The organism is Mycobacterium sp. NPDC050853 (genome assembly GCF_040653875.1).
Lineage (GTDB): Bacteria > Actinomycetota > Actinomycetes > Mycobacteriales > Mycobacteriaceae > Mycobacterium.
In genome coordinates this window covers 151,426-166,804 of record NZ_JBFAGW010000006.1, presented here as the reverse complement: position 1 = coordinate 166,804, position 15,379 = coordinate 151,426, and the positions used below count along the sequence as shown (strand labels likewise).

Annotated in this window: 19 protein-coding genes and 1 riboswitch; of the genes, 9 read left to right on the top strand and 10 right to left on the bottom strand. The window is 66.0% G+C overall.

Going from position 1 to position 15,379, the window contains the following annotated elements; all coding sequences use genetic code 11:
* Window positions 1-22: 22 nt before the first annotated feature.
* Entirely contained in the window at window positions 23-2,251 is a 2,229-nt protein-coding gene (locus tag AB0H22_RS19365; protein WP_358148233.1) for a helicase-associated domain-containing protein, read from the bottom strand.
* A gap of 95 nt (window positions 2,252-2,346) precedes the next feature.
* Here AB0H22_RS19365 and AB0H22_RS19360 point away from each other — a divergent pair, with 95 nt between their 5' ends.
* The 5 genes from AB0H22_RS19360 (at window position 2,347) to AB0H22_RS19340 (ending at window position 5,318) form a co-directional block, all read left to right on the top strand.
* Window positions 2,347-2,520, top strand: coding sequence for a hypothetical protein (locus AB0H22_RS19360; RefSeq protein ID WP_180751069.1), 174 nt, complete (start codon window positions 2,347-2,349; stop codon window positions 2,518-2,520).
* Window positions 2,521-2,527: 7 nt separating this feature from the next.
* Window positions 2,528-3,025 (top strand): cyclic pyranopterin monophosphate synthase MoaC, encoded by a 498-nt coding sequence (gene moaC, locus AB0H22_RS19355; protein WP_180751070.1) that lies wholly within the window; start codon window positions 2,528-2,530, stop codon window positions 3,023-3,025.
* Window positions 3,010-3,498, top strand: coding sequence for a MogA/MoaB family molybdenum cofactor biosynthesis protein (locus AB0H22_RS19350; protein WP_358148230.1), 489 nt, complete (start codon window positions 3,010-3,012; stop codon window positions 3,496-3,498). The genes moaC and AB0H22_RS19350 overlap by 16 nt, the downstream gene beginning before the upstream one ends.
* Complete coding sequence (locus AB0H22_RS19345; protein WP_180751072.1) at window positions 3,495-3,923, top strand: molybdenum cofactor biosynthesis protein MoaE; 429 nt, start codon at window positions 3,495-3,497, stop codon at window positions 3,921-3,923. Before AB0H22_RS19350 ends, AB0H22_RS19345 begins: the two co-directional genes overlap by 4 nt.
* A gap of 87 nt (window positions 3,924-4,010) precedes the next feature.
* Complete coding sequence (locus AB0H22_RS19340; protein ID WP_358148226.1) at window positions 4,011-5,318, top strand: lipase family protein; 1,308 nt, start codon at window positions 4,011-4,013, stop codon at window positions 5,316-5,318.
* Window positions 5,319-5,322: 4 nt separating this feature from the next.
* On the opposite strand, the gene AB0H22_RS19335 is transcribed toward AB0H22_RS19340, so the two are convergent.
* The 5 genes from AB0H22_RS19335 to moaA form a co-directional block, all read right to left on the bottom strand.
* On the bottom strand, window positions 5,323-6,030 hold the full coding sequence (locus AB0H22_RS19335; protein ID WP_358148224.1) for a class I SAM-dependent methyltransferase: 708 nt from the start codon (window positions 6,028-6,030) through the stop codon (window positions 5,323-5,325).
* A 6-nt stretch (window positions 6,031-6,036) separates the two neighbouring features.
* Window positions 6,037-6,825, bottom strand: coding sequence for a class I SAM-dependent methyltransferase (locus tag AB0H22_RS19330; RefSeq protein WP_358148222.1), 789 nt, complete (start codon window positions 6,823-6,825; stop codon window positions 6,037-6,039).
* A 133-nt stretch (window positions 6,826-6,958) separates the two neighbouring features.
* Window positions 6,959-8,035 carry a transglycosylase family protein gene (locus AB0H22_RS19325; protein WP_358148219.1) on the bottom strand — a complete coding sequence of 359 codons (1,077 nt, stop codon included), beginning with the start codon at window positions 8,033-8,035 and terminating at the stop codon, window positions 6,959-6,961.
* 10 nt (window positions 8,036-8,045) lie between these two features.
* A riboswitch (cyclic di-AMP (ydaO/yuaA leader) is annotated at window positions 8,046-8,218 on the bottom strand.
* A 296-nt stretch (window positions 8,219-8,514) separates the two neighbouring features.
* Window positions 8,515-8,763: a MoaD/ThiS family protein gene (locus tag AB0H22_RS19320; RefSeq protein WP_358148217.1), complete on the bottom strand. Its 249-nt coding sequence runs from the start codon at window positions 8,761-8,763 to the stop codon at window positions 8,515-8,517.
* Window positions 8,764-9,756 (bottom strand): GTP 3',8-cyclase MoaA, encoded by a 993-nt coding sequence (gene moaA / locus AB0H22_RS19315; protein ID WP_180751078.1) that lies wholly within the window; start codon window positions 9,754-9,756, stop codon window positions 8,764-8,766.
* Window positions 9,757-9,848: 92 nt separating this feature from the next.
* Here moaA and AB0H22_RS19310 point away from each other — a divergent pair, with 92 nt between their 5' ends.
* Window positions 9,849-10,262, top strand: a complete 414-nt coding sequence (locus AB0H22_RS19310; protein WP_358148214.1) for a cold-shock protein — start codon at window positions 9,849-9,851, stop codon at window positions 10,260-10,262.
* Window positions 10,263-10,290: 28 nt separating this feature from the next.
* Window positions 10,291-10,983, top strand: coding sequence for a DNA alkylation repair protein (locus tag AB0H22_RS19305; RefSeq protein WP_358148211.1), 693 nt, complete (start codon window positions 10,291-10,293; stop codon window positions 10,981-10,983).
* Here the strand turns inward: AB0H22_RS19305 and AB0H22_RS19300 are convergent.
* Both AB0H22_RS19300 and AB0H22_RS19295 read right to left on the bottom strand, forming a co-directional pair.
* A complete protein-coding gene (locus AB0H22_RS19300; protein WP_358148209.1) occupies window positions 10,980-11,489 on the bottom strand; it encodes a DUF2771 domain-containing protein in 510 nt (169 codons plus the stop codon). The two genes, AB0H22_RS19305 and AB0H22_RS19300, sit on opposite strands and share 4 nt — an antisense overlap.
* The gene (locus AB0H22_RS19295) at window positions 11,486-13,084 is read right to left on the bottom strand and encodes an MFS transporter (protein ID WP_358148432.1); all 1,599 of its coding nucleotides are present in this window, start codon (window positions 13,082-13,084) and stop codon (window positions 11,486-11,488) included. The genes AB0H22_RS19300 and AB0H22_RS19295 overlap by 4 nt, the downstream gene beginning before the upstream one ends.
* A gap of 184 nt (window positions 13,085-13,268) precedes the next feature.
* On the opposite strand from AB0H22_RS19295, the gene AB0H22_RS19290 reads away from it, so the two are divergent.
* A complete protein-coding gene (locus tag AB0H22_RS19290; protein WP_180751083.1) occupies window positions 13,269-14,006 on the top strand; it encodes a DUF3027 domain-containing protein in 738 nt (245 codons plus the stop codon).
* A 77-nt stretch (window positions 14,007-14,083) separates the two neighbouring features.
* Here AB0H22_RS19290 and AB0H22_RS19285 read toward each other — a convergent pair whose 3' ends face one another.
* Both AB0H22_RS19285 and AB0H22_RS19280 read right to left on the bottom strand, forming a co-directional pair.
* Window positions 14,084-14,545 carry an SRPBCC family protein gene (locus AB0H22_RS19285; protein WP_180751084.1) on the bottom strand — a complete coding sequence of 154 codons (462 nt, stop codon included), beginning with the start codon at window positions 14,543-14,545 and terminating at the stop codon, window positions 14,084-14,086.
* Between the two features lie 41 nt (window positions 14,546-14,586).
* On the bottom strand, window positions 14,587-14,832 hold the full coding sequence (locus AB0H22_RS19280) for a DUF2530 domain-containing protein (RefSeq protein WP_180751085.1): 246 nt from the start codon (window positions 14,830-14,832) through the stop codon (window positions 14,587-14,589).
* A gap of 93 nt (window positions 14,833-14,925) precedes the next feature.
* Here AB0H22_RS19280 and AB0H22_RS19275 point away from each other — a divergent pair, with 93 nt between their 5' ends.
* The gene (locus AB0H22_RS19275) at window positions 14,926-15,357 is read left to right on the top strand and encodes a MarR family transcriptional regulator (protein WP_180751086.1); all 432 of its coding nucleotides are present in this window, start codon (window positions 14,926-14,928) and stop codon (window positions 15,355-15,357) included.
* Window positions 15,358-15,379: the final 22 nt, after the last annotated feature.

Sequence of the window (15,379 nt, the reverse complement as noted above, 5' to 3'; positions counted from 1 at the left end):
CACCGCGCGGCGTGTCGGCGCCTTAGGAGGGCGGTGATACCGCGGTGATGCGATGGATCGCGAAATCCCGGATGCGCCCCGCGGCGGTGTCGAAGGCTGACAGCTGCCCACCCCGCACGCTGATCGGGTTGACCACCCGCGAGGACGCCACCCCGGCCGGGTCCACGTATCCGATCAACACGCTGGTCTGCGCCTTGGCCGACTGCTGCAACAGCGCCACCGCATGCGACAGCTCGATGCGGACACCGCTGTCGCGATCACCGACAGCTCGGATGGCCTTGATCACCGCGGCCGCAGCGGGCTCGCTGAGCACCGGTGGTGTCCACCCCATGCGATGTGGCTGCGGCGTCACCCGGGCCCGGTGCGCACGCAGCTCCACGATCGTCCCGGTGGCGTCCTCGGCAGCGGGGGCGAACCCCGCCGAGCGCAGTCCGGCCACCAGCTCGGCCAACGGGGCCAACGACACCGCGACGGTCGGGGCCAGCAGCCGCAGGCCCAGATCCTCGGCCAGATGCGACGACATCACCTGCGTCAGCAGGGCGATGTCGTCGCAGCGCAGGAACGAGGTGGCCACCCCGGCGCGCAACTGCCCATGCCGGCGCGCCACATCGTCGATGAGGTATGTCAGTGACTGGGGGACAGGGGTTTTCGATCGTGAACTGAAGAAGCTGTGCAGACCCGTCGCCGTGCGTCCCGAGTCCAGGGAGCGGCGGATGCTGCCCTCGCTCACCCGAAAGACGCTGGCCGCCCCCGCCGATTCCAGGTCTGCTACCGCCGACAGATCCAGTTCCAGCTCGCGGGTCAGCGGACCCGGAGCCACCACGGTGAGGTCGGCCTGCACCAAGAAGTGATCGATGGGCGCGGGCAGCGCCTTCTCCATCGCGGCCAGCGTGGCCAACTCGTTGCCGGCGCTGTCCAGGAAGACGCGAACAGGTGTCGGTAGCGCGCCACGTCCGATCACTCCTAGCGTCGTCGCCTCGAGCAGCAGGGCCGTTACCGGTTCCACACCTAGCCGAGTACCCCAACGTGGACGACGCCACCGCATCACCCGGGACGCCTCCTCGGGCTGCAACCCGTGCCCGGGATCCAATTCGCCGAGGATCTCCAGCAGCAGCTTGCGGTCATACGGTGCCGCCGTCGAACGCAGCGAATCCGACAGCGCCGCAATCGGTTTGTCCTCGCTGGTGCGTTTGCCGATCAGATCGGGCCGCGCCGCCAACATCAACCAGGCCGTCATCAACCGCAGCCAACGGGACGCTGCCGACAGCTCCACGAACCGATCGGCCTGGACGGTCGGCGCCCAATGCCAGCCGTCGTTATCGGTCTGGATATCGGGCTCGCCCAGTGCGATCAGCTCCGCGGCGGCCAGCACCTCCAGCAGCAGTCCCATGCGGGTGTCATCGATACCCGTCGCCTTCGTGAGCCGTTTGACCTCGCGCACTCCCAGGCCGCCGCTGCGCAGCTGCGGTGCGGGGTTGACGCCGAGCTCGTCGAGCAGCAGTCCCACCTCGCGCAGCAGATCCAGGGCGGCGCCGGCCGCGGCAGCGTCGGCCTCGGGCTTGGTCGACGTCGTCGTCTTCGTGATCGGGGGCTGTAGCCGGTCCGGCTCCTCGCCGCGCAACAGCTGTGCCACGGATCGGGGCAGCAGCACCGTCTCGTCGTCGATGCGCTGCAACAGGCCTGCGGACAGCAGCCTCCGTACGGGTCGGTCCGGAGGGGCGTCCGGGGCGGCATCGCGGGTGCGACCGATGGGGGACCCCGCGATCAATGCCTGCAGCAGCTCCATCTCGCGGCCATCGGCGATCTCTAGCGCGGCACGCGCCTCGTCGAACGCGTCGGGGGTCTGCTCGCTGATCACCTGCCCAACCACCCAGGGCAGACCGAACCGGGTCTCTGCCGCCAGGTGCAGCTCGCCATCGCCCCACACCAGTGCGAGGTCACGCAGCCGGTCCAGGGTGGCGCGTACCTGCAGTTCCGTGGCGCGCCCGTCGACCAGGGCAAGCACATCCGAGAGCGGCACGCCGGTGACCTCCGCACGTGCTACCAGCAGCGCATCCAGCACCGCCAGGGTCAAAAAGTCCAGGTTGTCGGAGGCTGCGCGCACCGATTGGCGTGACAGCGCACGGCTCGCCAGCGCCGCCAGCGAGCCGGGGGGTGGGGATGCCAAATCGGGCCGCAGTCGGACCAGCTGCACCAACTGTTCATCGGTCAGTTGGTGCAGCCAGGTAACCAACGCCGCGTCATCACTCATCCGGGCATGATCCTCTTCGCGCACGCGCTCATCGGCGACCAGCGTAATCGCGGGTTGGGTTCGCCGTCGGCCCCCCGGCCTGCCACAATGACTTTGTGGCTGACAAGAAGCAGTACGTCGACAACGGCTGGCCCGCGCATGTGGACGGCGAGCACGCGGTGAGCGAGCTCGCGACCGACCGCACGGGAGCGCTATCTCCGTTCGGCGACATCGAGTTCCCGGTGGAGTCTGTGCCGTACGTGCACCCCGTCACGGTCATCAATAAGTAACAGGGGCATGCCCGACCGCCTGTCGCATATCGACGAGCACGGGTCCGCGCACATGGTCGATGTATCGGCCAAACAGGCCACCGCACGCGAGGCCGTCGCGGCGGGACGGTTCGTTACCACCCCCGAGGTTCTGAAACTTCTCTCGGACGGCACGCTCCCCAAAGGTGACGCCATCGCCACCGCTCGGCTGGCGGCCATCATGGCTGCCAAACGCACCAGCGAGCTCATCCCGCTGTGTCACCAGATACCGCTCACCGGCATCGACGTGGATTTCGAGATCGGGGCTATCGAGGGTCCCGCCGACGTAGCGGGGTCCATCCACATCACGGCCACTGTGCGCACCAACGACCGCACCGGGGTCGAGATGGAAGCGCTGACCGCCGTGACGGTCGCCGGTCTGACGCTGCACGACATGGTCAAGGCGGTGGACCCGGCATCGCGTATCGACGACGTCCGGGTGCTGCGCAAAGAGGGCGGCAAGACCGGAACATGGACCCGACCGTGAAGTCTGCGCGGGTGATCGTGGCCTCGACCCGTGCCGCCGCCGGTCTGTACCCCGATAAGACCGGGCCCCTCATCGTCGAATGGCTCAGTGCGCAAAATTTCCGCGTTGAGGAACCGGTCGTGGTGCCCGACGGCGATGCGGTGGGGGAAGCGATCGGGGAGGCGGTTTCTTACGAGGGAGTTCGGCTCGTTGTCACCACCGGCGGTACCGGGCTCTCACCGACCGATGTCACCCCTCAACAGACCGCCGCGCTGCTGGACTACCAGATTCCCGGTCTGGCCGATGCCATCAGGCGCTCCGGGCTGCCTGCCGTGCCAACCAGCATCCTGTCCCGTGGCGTGTGCGGTGTCGTCGGCCACACGCTGGTGGTGAATCTGCCCGGCTCCACCGGCGGGGTGCGTGACGGGCTGTCGGTACTCGGCGGAGTGCTGGACCATGCGCTGGACCAGATCGCCGGGGGTGATCACCCATGAGCGCCGCCGTCACCAGTGCGCTGCTGACCGCGGAACGCATCTCGCTGATCGAGCACGAGCAGCTCGTCGATCATGAATCTGCTGGAGCCACAGTCGGATTCGTGGGCAATGTGCGCGATCATGACGGCGGTAAGACGGTGCTGCGGCTGGAGTATTCGGCGCATCCGTCGGCCCAACAGGTGCTCGCCGATGTGGTGGAACGTATCGCCGCTGAGGCCGAGGGCGTGCGTGCGGTGGCGGTGAGCCACCGTATCGGCGCGCTTACGGTCGGTGAGGCGGCCTTTGTCGTGGCGGTGAGCGCCGACCACCGTCGTCAGGCATTTGCCACCTGCCAGCGCCTCGTCGATGACGTGAAGGCGGCGCTACCGGTATGGAAGCACCAGTTCTTCGCCGATGGCAGTGACGAGTGGGTGGGCTCGGCCTGAAAAATCGGGGCTCCGGTTGGGGTTTGATACCTAAAAACCCAGATCAGGGCACTACTGTTCCGTTGAGTGCATTAACTTCCATAGTTCATGAGCACTGTCGCGCAGCCGAAACGCTCCGATGTGGCGCCCGCGCCCGAGATCTTTCCGCACCCCGGTAGACGCCCTGCCCGCCCGGCCGAGGATTCCTTCCATGTCCCGCCCGACGGCTTCGGTGATACGGCACCGGGAACGGTGCTGCATGCCCGTCCTGTGGATGTCGGATTCCTTGGGGTACTTCGCCAGCGAGTGACCGCCTGGCAGCTGCTGTACCGAACCACCGATCCGCACGGCGCCCCGGAAGTCACCACGACGACGGTGCTGGTGCCAGCGGCGCATGACTCCGCCAACCCACGCCTGCTCGGGTATCAATGCGCGATCAATTCCAGCCAGCGAACTTGCTTCCCGTCCTACTGTCTGTTGCAGGGCGCCCGGGGGCCATTCGCCAACCCGCAGATCGAGCTGTTGCTGATGGCGGCCGCGCTACGCCAGGGGTGGATCGTGAGCGTTGCTGACCACGGCGGGCAGCCGGGACGTTATGTTGTTGCGCGCCAACCCGGTTATCACGTGCTTGACGGATTGCGTGCCACCCTGGCCTTCTCCGAACTGCGTCTCCCCGCCGGCACGGCGATCGGACTGTGGGGCTACTCCGGTGGCGGACTTGCCAGTTCGTGGACCGTGGAGATGGCGCCGGGCTACGCGCCGGAACTCAATATCGTGGCCGCGGCGCTGGGTTCACCGGCCTCCGACCCCAGCGCTATCCTGGAGAGGACCAACGGCGGCGTGTTCGCGGGTCTTGGCATGGCCGCGATCTCGGCATTGCAGGACAGCTATCCGGCATTGGATTCCATGCTGCGTGAACATCTTTCGCGCAAGGGTGCAAAGATCATGATGACGGTGCGCGGTTTGTCGACCGGTCAGGCGATTACCCGCTATGCACTGCGGAACTTCGACAGATATCTCGACCGCCCGTTGGCCGAGCTGATGGCGCTACCCGATATCGCCGCCATGAGCGAGGACCTGCGCCTGGGCAAGGTAGCGCCGACCTGTCCCGTGTATCTCTACACAGCGGTGCGCGATCAGCTTGTCGGTATCGCCGAGGTGGATCGGCAGGCCGAGTTCTATCTGGCTAACGGCACGGATGTCACCTATCGGCGCGATCGGCTGAGTGAGCACCTGTCGCTGGTGGTGCTGGGGGCACCCTTGGCGTTGCGGTGGCTGACTCAGCGGCTGGAAGGCATGGTGCCTGAATCCGGTACCAGCACTGTGACATCCATGCTCGCCTCTCCGTCCGCGCTGTGGACCATCGCCGCGATATCGGCGTCGGCGGCCCGCGTACTCGCGGGCCGCCAGCTGTAGCTCCTTAGGCCCGTTCGGCGATCACCGTGTACACCGGGACGTAGAGCAGCTGATCGTCGACATCCTGTTCGAGCCGGTCCAGTCTTTCGGGGTCTCCGCGGTAGGTGCCGCGAATCGCGTTGAGGAACTCGGCCTTTGGCGCCGCCATTGTGGTCGGGTTCAGCTGCAGCACGGTCCATCCATTGGCGGGTAGCACCTGTTCGATCTCCTCCGCCTGCAGCGCGTTCTGGAACGGCGTAGGCACGCCATGCACCTTTCCCTGTGCGAAACACCAGATATACCAGCGCGCTCCGGGGCGGGTGGCAGCGTGGAGGGCGGACGCGTACTTCGCGTTTCCTTCCACGTCGAAGCAGTGGTACACGCCGCTGTCGATCACGGTGTCGAACCTTCCGTCCCAGCCGTCGAGCTTGGTGGCGTCGGCGACTTGGAAGTCAACGGTGACGCCGGCTGCCGCTGCCCGGCCCTTGGCTTGTTCGATCGCCGAAGGGGCAAAGTCCAGTCCCGTGACGTTAAAGCCTTGCTGGGCAAGGTAAATGGCATTATCGCCGAGGCCGCAGCCGATATCCAGGACGTCTCCGCGGACCGCGCCGAGCAGGGCCAGCTCCTTGATGCGGGGTTTGGCCTCCTTGGAATCCCACGGGATGATGGGTCCGTTGTCCTTGACGCTCTCTCGGTATAGATCCTCGAACGTGTTCTGGGTTGGTGCGGTCATGACTGTTCAGCCTCTTTCTGCGACGATGTTGAAGAACGGCATGTGGATCAGGTCGTCGTCCAGCTGCTGGAGACGCTCGAATGTCTTCTGTGCTTGTTCGGCTACGCCCGGCAGCTGATACCGCTCGCGCATCTCGGCGGGCATCTGCTCGGGGTCGATACCGGCCAGCGCGGCACCGATGAATGCCACTCGAGATCCGAGATATGTTGTGCTACCGAAGTATTGGATGTTCCAGTTGGCTTCGGCCAATACGCTCTTGATCTCTTCGGGATCCTGCACACCGAACGGCATCGCGATGCCGTTCACGGTGCCGTCGCCAAAGCAGGCGATGAACCAGCGCGCGCCCGGCCGGGTGGCCCGGTGGAGTGCGGCGGCGTACTGCTGATGGTCTTCGTGGTCGAAACAGTGATACACGGCGCTGTCGATCACGGTGTCGAACTTTCCGTCCCAGCCGTCGAGCTTGGTGGCGTCGGCGACCTGGAGGTCGACGGTCACGCCCGCGGCGGCGGCGCGTTCCTTCGCCTGTTCGATGGCGGAGGGGGAGAAGTCTAGGCCGGTGACCGACAGGCCTTGTTGGGTGAGGTAGATCGAGTTCTCGCCGAGACCGCAGCCGATGTCCAAGACGTTGCCGCGCAGCGCACCATATGCGGCGAGCTCCTTGATTCGAGGCTGCGCGTCCCTGATATCCCAGGGCACACCCGCGGCCGGGGCGCCCTCGAACATGGGTTTGCCGTTGTAGACCGCTTCGAATGCTTCGTGGCTCGGTACGTCTGGGGGAGTGGTCGATGCCGTCATGGAGACCAAGGTACGCCTAGAATCCGGGACGTCAACCCCCTTGACAAGGCGCCTACCATTCCATCCGAAAGGGTTACCGTGCAACGAAAATCGCCCCGGCCGTCAGGGCCGGGGCGATTTTCGAATGCGTGAGTTAGCGCTGCGCCAGGGCGAGGATTGCGTCGCTGGCCTTGACATCCTGCGTCTGCATCGCGAAGACGATGTCCTTCAGGTAGGACACTCCGCGACCATCGGAGGGGGTCACATCGGTGGTGCCGGGAGGCAGGTTGTTCGGATCGGGCAGATGACGAACAACACCCGCGATCGACTCGGCGTTTGGCACGCCGTTCGCGGCCACCGGACCGGCGTCGAACGCGGCTTTGCCTGCGGCGAATCCGATGTCCGCGGCATCCGGGACACCCGCAGGAAGCGGAATCTCGGGAGCAGCGGCGGGCTCGGGTGCCGGGGCGGGCTCGGCGGGTGCGGGGCCGGACTGGAACTCGTACGGCAGGACCTGATCCTCGGCGGCGGGAGCCTCAGGAGCGGGCGCCTCATCGACGACGGGGGCCTCAGGTGCCGGGGCGGCGACGAAATCGGGGGCCGGGGCCTCCTCGGCCGGAGCCTCGGGCTCGGGTGCCGGGGCGGGCTCGGCAGGTGCGGGGCCGGACTGGAAGTCAACTTCCTGGGCCTCAGGGGCGGGCGCCTCTTCGGGTGCCGGGGCTTCTTCGACTACGGGAGCCTCGGGCGTCTCGGCGACGAACTGCTCGTCCGCCTCGGGGGCCGGACCGGGTGCGGGTGCGGGCTCGGTGGCCTGCGCCTCATGGTGCGCGGCAGGGGTGATGTTCGCGGCAGGAGCGGTCCGGGGGGTGGAACCGGAGAGGCCACGGCCGCAGACCGGCCAGGCGCCACGGCCTTGGCCTGCGAGCACCTTCTCGGCGATCGCGATCTGCTGTTCCTTGCTGGCCAGGTGAGCGGACGGGGCGAACTGGCCGCCACCGCTGTTGATCCAGGTGCTGGGCGAGAACTGCAGCCCGCCCTGGTACCCGTTACCGGTGTTGATGGCCCAGTTGTTCCCAGACTCGCAGCGCGCGACCTGATCCCACTCGCCGTCGGTGGCTGCGTTGGCCGTCGCGGCCATCATCAGACCGCCACCGACAAGGCCTGCACCTGCTACTGCGACCTTGGCCGCCTTAGCGCCCGCCTTGGTGGGCTTACTGTGCCGTCCACTCATATGTCCGTCGTGTTCCTCTCTGTGACGCACCTGCGAAGTGAGCTGTCGGGTTCGAGCGAGAGGTCGCCCGGCCCGGTTTCCCGGGCTTCACCCCAAGAACCAGTGAGGTTCGTGCTGGAGATCGAGATCTCCGGCGGTTGGGTTCCCCGCCTCCGTCCCTTGATTTACCGACGAGGTGCCATACCCGAGGGACGGAGCTCGGTGCGCGGATATGGACTTCGAATGACCGTACGTGCCCATGCGCGTCTCGTCATGTTGGACATTTCACGGTGTTTCGTCCACGGCGGGGTGGGTTTATTCCCGCCGCGGACGAGGTCTGTGCAGGTTGATGCGTAGCTCCACCGTCCCGTGTCCACGCCGTGACCCGACTGTGACCTGAGGTGGTGTGTCGCATATCACGAAATTTCCTGGAGATCTCTACACGCAACTCTCAGAGTTACCTTAGAGCTTCCTTAAGAAGCGGTTGTGCCAGCGCACTTCTACCCGCCAGCGAATGGAGGCAGAACATCCACGACAGCCCCCGATTCGGGCCGGTCGGAACGGTCGCGGACCGCCACGCCGTCATAAAGAAAGGAACAACGCGCCAAAACGCGTTCCAGTTCCGTCCCGCTCGCGGCCAGATGGCGGGTGAGATCGTCGAAAGACGACCCTGCGGGGAGTTCGACGATCTCTTCCTGCCGACCCGCCGCGGTCGCGGCGGCGGCGAAGTATCGGATTCGGATGCTCACCTAGCCGCCGATCGCGCTCATGGGACGATCCGGCTGCAGGAAGGTTGGGTCGTTGATGCCGTGGCCCGGCTTCTTCGCCCACATGGCTGCCTGCCATGCCGATACCACCGCGGCGTCGTCGGCGCCTGAGCGGAGCAGTCCGCGCAGGTCTGTCTCGGTGCTGGCGAACAGGCAATTGCGTACCTGGCCGTCAGCCGTCAGTCGAGTGCGGTCGCAGTCCCCGCAGAACGGCCGTGACACGGACGCGATGATTCCGACCGTAGCGGGACCCCCGTCCACCAGCCAGCGTTGCGCCGGGGCGCTGCCGCGGGGTGCCGGATCTTCGGTCAGGGCGAATTCGCGGCTCAGCGCGGCATGGACCTCTTCGGCCGTCACCATCTGGTCCCGGCTCCAGTTGTGTTCGGCGTCCAGGGGCATCTGTTCGATGATCCGCAGCTCGTATCCGTGGTCCAGGCTGAACCGCAACAGCGAGACGGCATCTTCTTTGTACTGCCCGGGCGTCAAAACCGCATTGAGCTTTATCGGTGTCAGCCCGGCGGCAGTGGCGGCCTCGAGCCCCCTGAGGACATCTGGCAACCGGTCCCGACGGGTGGTCGCGGCGAAACGGTTGGTGTCCAACGTATCCAGTGACACGTTGATGCGATCCAGTCCGGCATCCCGCAGTGCGGTGGCCTGACGTTCCAGGCCGATGCCATTGGTGGTGAGCGCGATGTCCGGCCGCGGTGCGAGGGCCGACACCGCCGCGACGAGCTTCGCTATATCCCTATATATCAACGGCTCCCCGCCGGTGAACCGGACGCTTCGGATCCCCAGCTGGGTTACCGCGATACCGATGAGGCGAGTGAATTCGTCAGCGGTGAGCAGTGCGTCGCTGCGCAACCAGTCGAGTCCCTCTGCGGGCATGCAGTAGGTGCACCGCAGATTGCACCGGTCCGTCAATGACACTCGTAAGTCAGTGGCGACCCGGCCGTGGGAATCGATGAGCGGGGTCATATTGCCAGCGTAGCGGCCACTTGCGCGGTCCGAGTAGGATGACCAGTCACCGCGTCCTATCTGGGGCGCGTTAATTATGTGAGGTGAGTGCAGTGCCAACCGGCAAGGTGAAGTGGTACGACGCCGAAAAGGGCTTCGGCTTCCTGTCGCAGGAGGACGGCGAGGACGTCTATGTCCGCTCCTCGGCGCTGCCTGCTGGAGTGGAAGGTCTCAAGGCCGGGCAGAAGGTCGAGTTCGGCATGGCCGCCGGCCGTCGCGGGCCGCAGGCATTGAGCGTCAAGCTGATTGACCCGCCGCCGACGGTGTCCAAGCCGCGCCGCGAGAGCGCCGGCCCGGTCAATCACAAGCACACCACCGACGAACTGCACGGGATGATCGAGGACATGATCACCCTGCTCGATGGCACGGTGCAGACCGAGCTGCGCAAGGGGCGCTACCCCGACCGCAAGATCGCCCGCAAGGTGTCCGAGGTCGTGCGCGCGGTCGCTGCCGAGCTGGACGCCTGACCTGACGCCCGTCCGCGCCGAGGATGTGATGGCGGCGCTGGACGCCATGGGTGATCCCGACCGTGCCAAGAAATCGGCCCGGTTCTTCAAGACCGGGCCGGGTGAATACGGCGAAGGTGACGTCTTCATGGGTGTGTCCGTGCCGGCTCAGCGCACGCTGGCGCGGCAGTTCCGTGGCATCGGGCGCAATGAGGTGACGCGACTTCTGGCCAGCGGGGTACACGAGCACCGATTGACGGCGCTGATCCTCGCGGTCTGGGAGTTCGAACATGCCAAGGGTGCGCAGCGGCAGGACTGGGCGGACACCTATCTCGAACAGGTCCGCGCCGGCCGGGTGAACAACTGGGATCTGGTCGATTCCTCGGCTGAGCAGATCCTTGGCGAATGGCTTGTCGGCCAGGACTATTCGCTACTGCTGGAGCTGGCCGCCGAGGACGACCTGTGGCGTCGACGGGTGGGTATCATCGGCACGTTCGCCTTCACCAAACGCGGTGATGTGCAACCCCTGCTTGCCGTGGCACCTTTGGTGATCGAAGACCGTCGTGACCTCATCCAAAAGGCTTACGGCTGGATGCTGCGCGAGGCCGGAAAGCGTTGCGGCCCAGAGATACTTCTCGGGTATCTGGACGTGAATGCCGCAGCCATGGGTCGGACCGCGTTGAGCTACTCCACCGAGCATCTTGATGCCGAGGTGCGCGCGGGCTATCGCTCCCGGGGTTAGTTCTTCCAGACCGTCGCCACGGACCAGATGGCGCGCGCACGGAAGACCTGCTCGCCGAGCTCGTTGACGCCGACCGTCGGCACCGATACCTCAATCCCCACCAGTTTCCTCCCGGAATCGTTGACGGTGGGCACGGTGACTGCCGTGCGGTGATCCCGATGAATGGTCTCGTCGGCGTACTTGATCGACGGGTCTGTCAGGTCGGCGTACACCGGCTTGACCGACCACGGGCCCTTGGCGATCTGCCCATCAACCGAAAGCTGAACGGGTTCACTGCTGTTCACGGGAAGCTCGGCGATACGGCCTGGCGGGTCACAATCGGTGAGTGTCCGGTCGCAGTAGAGCAGCGGCGCAACCCGCACTAGCGTGCCGTGGGTGAACGCGCTGACCACGGGCCGCTCCTTCGGGCCTTCCCTGTACTCGCGCAGCTGCCAGGCGATGAACCCGACCATGGCCGCGGCCGTCAGCACCAAGACGACGGCAAGTGCCGCCAGCTTCATCTTCACGCGATTACCTTGCCACCCTCTTGTTCGGCCATCACCGGGCGGTTGCCGCCCAGGCCCGGAATCAGTGATGCGCCACGGAAACTGGCCAGCGTCTGCGCCAGGCCGAGGATGAGCACTGCCGACACCACGGTGAACCCCACCCACAGATCGGTGTAGATCATCACGCCGATCGCGCCGCCGAGCACCCAGGACAGCTGCAGCAGCGCCTCGGACCGCCCGAACGCCGACGCACGGGATTCCTCGGGCAGGTCGTCCTGCAGCGAGGCGTCCAAGGAGGCCTTCGCGATGGCGCTGACTCCCGAGGTCACCAGTGTCGCGAACACCACGACCGCCAGGACGCCCGCCATCGCCGCCGCCAATGCCACTACCGTCACCGCGCTGGCGCAGCGCACCACGAGCAGGGCGGGACGGCCGAGCTTGAGCCGGGCACTGGTGGCGTTGCCGGCGAAATTGCCGATGGCTGCGGCCGCGCCGATCATTCCCAGTATCGCGAGCTGTTGGAAGCCATGCGCGTCATGGGATTTAGCGACGAATGCCGGGTAGAGGGTGAGGAATCCCACCATCACCTTGATGGTGCCGTTGCCCCATAGCGCGGTGATGATGTTGCGGCCCAGTGGCTGGCGGATCTTGTCCTGCTGCTTATGAGAGCGTCGCAACAACACGGTCGGGTGTTCGCCGTCGTCGCCGTGATAGCCAAAGGTGGTGGGCACCTCACCGGCGGTTACCTCGACCCACTTCGGGATGCGCATGGATGCCCAGGCGCCCACCGCCGCGGCCGCGATGATGACGAAAAGCGCTCCGGGTAAATGAAATAGCCGAGTAAACGCGAGTTCGAAGCCCGCGGCGATGGCTCCGCCCGCAATGGTCCCGCCGACCAGGCCGAAGGTGGTGAGTCGGGAATTGACTCGCACCAGGTCGATGGTTGGGGGCAGCACGCGTGGTGTCACCGCGCCACGTAATACACCAAAGGATTTGGACAGCACCAGCATTGACAATGCGCATGGATACAACACCCAAGGCGGGAAATTGCCGCTGGCGGTGTCGTAGTTGGCGATCATGATGACCGCGAGCACGGCGCGCAGCCCGAACGAGGCGGCCAGCGCAACCCGGCGCCCGTGTTGCAGACGGTCCAGCGCGGGACCGATCAGCGGGGCGATGACAGCGAACGGTGCGATGGTGATGAGCAGATACAACGCCACCTTGCTCTTGGATTCGGCGGTGGCGGCGGCGAAAAAGAGTGTGTTGGCAAGGGCCACTGCCATCGCGGCGTCCACCGCGAAATTGGCCATGACCGGATAGGTGAGCGCGGTCAGGCCCGACTTGTCAGCACCGTCAGCGGTGGCGGCCTTGTGGAACAGCCCGTACATGCGGGAGCCCATCTCACGGCTGCGCATCGCGGCGACGCGGGTGACGGTCAGCTTCGACGGGGCCTCGTGCTCGGTCGGGGGCCGTCGCCGCGGCCGCTCACGGCGTTCTTCCCCTAAAGGTGGCAGGTAGCGGTTCGATGAGCCGCTTGCGCGAAGAGGGTCCCGCGTCGATGAGCCGCTTGCGCGAAGAGGGTCCCGGTTGGAGCCGCCCGTCGGGTAGTTGGCCATACCGGGGTGGGAGTTGGCATCGCGTGCGTCGGATTTCGGGGAATCCTGACCGCGCTGACCTGGCTGGGAGCCACTACCGTCCTGGCGCTTCCCGAACCGCGCGTAATCCGATTGTCCTCGCGCAGGCGGCCCATCCGTCTCCCGCATGTGTCGATTGTCCCTCACGGTGAGAAGATGATCAGCGATGGACATCACTATCTCCGGCCACGACGCCCTCTACAGCTGTATTGAGCAGGCGCGTACTGCCGTTATCGAGTTCAGTGGGGAGACCGTGGGCAAATACCTCGGGGCCTCCTCCGAGGACGCCGATCTACATGCGTTGACCCACCGTTTCGAGGCCGACCTGCCGGGATATCGCGGGTGGCACTGGGAGGTGGTGATGGCCGCGGCACCTGGTGCCAGGGCCGCGACCGTTAGTGAGGTGGTGCTCGTTCCCGGCACGGAGGCGCTACGCGCTCCGAACTGGGTGCCCTGGGATGAGCGCATCCGCCCGGGTGACCTGGGCCCGGGTGACTTGCTCGCGCCGCCGCCGAATGATCATCGTCTGGTGCCCGGATACACCGACGGCGGGGATCCGGAGGTCACCGAGACTGCGGGTGAGATTGGGCTAGGGCGCAAGCAGGTGCTGAGCCTCACCGGTCGCCTCGATGCCGCGCAGCGCTGGTTCGACGGCAATTGGGGCCCGGATACCGAGATGGCGCGTGCCACCCGCAGGGTGTGCCGGTCCTGCGGTTTTTATCTGCCGCTGGGCGGATCGCTGGGTGTCGCGTTCGGCGTGTGCGCCAATTCGATGTCGGCTGACGGTCGCGTCGTACACATCGAGTACGGGTGCGGTGCCCATTCGGATACGCCGCAGCCGGTCAACTCGGCAACGCCGTTGTACGAGCCCTTCGACGACGGCGTCCTGGACGTCGACGCCTGACGCCCGACACCGAGCGCGAGCCTGACGCGGAAATCGGGCACGAAAACCGCGTCACGCCCGCACTCGGCGATTAGGGACTAGGCCCCTTCCGCGGCGGCCTTGATCTTCGACAGCGAGGTCCGCATGCCCTCGAGCAGCACCTCGTCGAATACCTCGGTGCCGCCGAACATCAGGTTCTGCAGATTGGTGGAAACGGCCGACCGTTTGTCACCCAGCACCCGGCGCTCGACGATCCTGGTGCCTCCTTGTGCGGTGGGCTCGAGTTCGTAGCTCCACTCGCTCAGGTTGTCCTTGATGAACCAGGCAAGTCGCTTGTTGGGCTCGACGGCGGTCAGTACGGCCCGTGTCGGCCACACCTTCCAGCCCTTGCGGTTGTAGTTGATGACATTGGTGCCCGACTGGACGGGGCCGCGGACGAACATCTTGCGGGTCTGGGGGCTCCAGCGCGGCATGTTGTCGAAGTCGGCGATCAAACCCCACACCGTGTCCACGGGCGCGTTGATCTCGACGGCGGCTTCCAGCAGTGATGCGTTGGGCATGAGGATTCCTTCTCTTTCTGGGGTCTGACGTTGGATTCGGGCTACAAGCCGGTTTGTGCGCCGCGTGAACCGCGCCGTGCCGCGCGCACTTGCAGCAGGACGATGGTGGTGCCGAGGGCGCCGGTACCGAGCCCGGCGAGCGTGATGGGACGCCAGCCCTCGAACGCAGGGATGGTGAAGGCAAGGATGTTGGCGATCACCCACAGCACGGTGCCTGCCACGACGACCGGCCACGGATTGAGCAGTGCGGCCGGGAGCGGGGGCGGTTGGGGCGCGGGGGTGTCCACTAGATGCGCAGCATACGCACGGCGCGACGGTGGGTGGGGCGCTAGTCGGGTTTGTCCCTGTGAAAGCCCTGGACGTGCAGTAAGGTTTGGGCCGTGAGCGACCCCGATGCCCGGCTGGCCAGCGATCTGTCGCTCGTTGTCATCCGCCTGGCCCGGCATCTGAGGTTTCGTCGAGCTGAATCCCCGGTCTCCCTGACGCAGTTATCGGCATTGGCCACATTGCTCAATGAGGGCGCAATGACCCCAGGTGCGCTGGCCGCCCGCGAGCGCGTGCAGCCGCCGTCGATGACGCGGGTGATCGCCTCGCTGGCCGAGCTCGGGATGGTGGAGCGCTCGGCGCATCCGACCGACGGACGCCAGGTTGTTGTCTCGCTTTCGGAGGCAGGCGCCGACATCGTTCAGGCCGATCGCAGTGCCCGCGAGGAATGGCTGCGTGAGCACCTGACCGATTTCACCCCGGAGCAACGAACGGTGCTGCGGGAGGCGACCGACCTGTTGTCGGCGCTGGTCAATGAAAACGGTTAGCTGACAATCTCGTTAGTCTCTA

Coding starts and splice junctions, on each gene's coding strand:
- AB0H22_RS19335 (WP_358148224.1), bottom strand. CDS start 6,030: ATGACCGCACCAACCCAGAACACGTTCGAGGATCTATACCGAGAGAGC.
- AB0H22_RS19340 (WP_358148226.1), top strand. CDS start 4,011: ATGAGCACTGTCGCGCAGCCGAAACGCTCCGATGTGGCGCCCGCGCCC.
- AB0H22_RS19285 (WP_180751084.1), bottom strand. CDS start 14,545: ATGCCCAACGCATCACTGCTGGAAGCCGCCGTCGAGATCAACGCGCCC.
- AB0H22_RS19290 (WP_180751083.1), top strand. CDS start 13,269: ATGGACATCACTATCTCCGGCCACGACGCCCTCTACAGCTGTATTGAG.
- AB0H22_RS19350 (WP_358148230.1), top strand. CDS start 3,010: ATGGACCCGACCGTGAAGTCTGCGCGGGTGATCGTGGCCTCGACCCGT.
- AB0H22_RS19295 (WP_358148432.1), bottom strand. CDS start 13,084: ATGGCCAACTACCCGACGGGCGGCTCCAACCGGGACCCTCTTCGCGCA.
- moaA (WP_180751078.1), bottom strand. CDS start 9,756: ATGACCCCGCTCATCGATTCCCACGGCCGGGTCGCCACTGACTTACGA.
- AB0H22_RS19365 (WP_358148233.1), bottom strand. CDS start 2,251: ATGAGTGATGACGCGGCGTTGGTTACCTGGCTGCACCAACTGACCGAT.
- AB0H22_RS19345 (WP_180751072.1), top strand. CDS start 3,495: ATGAGCGCCGCCGTCACCAGTGCGCTGCTGACCGCGGAACGCATCTCG.
- moaC (WP_180751070.1), top strand. CDS start 2,528: ATGCCCGACCGCCTGTCGCATATCGACGAGCACGGGTCCGCGCACATG.
- AB0H22_RS19325 (WP_358148219.1), bottom strand. CDS start 8,035: ATGAGTGGACGGCACAGTAAGCCCACCAAGGCGGGCGCTAAGGCGGCC.
- AB0H22_RS19305 (WP_358148211.1), top strand. CDS start 10,291: ATGGCGGCGCTGGACGCCATGGGTGATCCCGACCGTGCCAAGAAATCG.
- AB0H22_RS19330 (WP_358148222.1), bottom strand. CDS start 6,825: ATGACGGCATCGACCACTCCCCCAGACGTACCGAGCCACGAAGCATTC.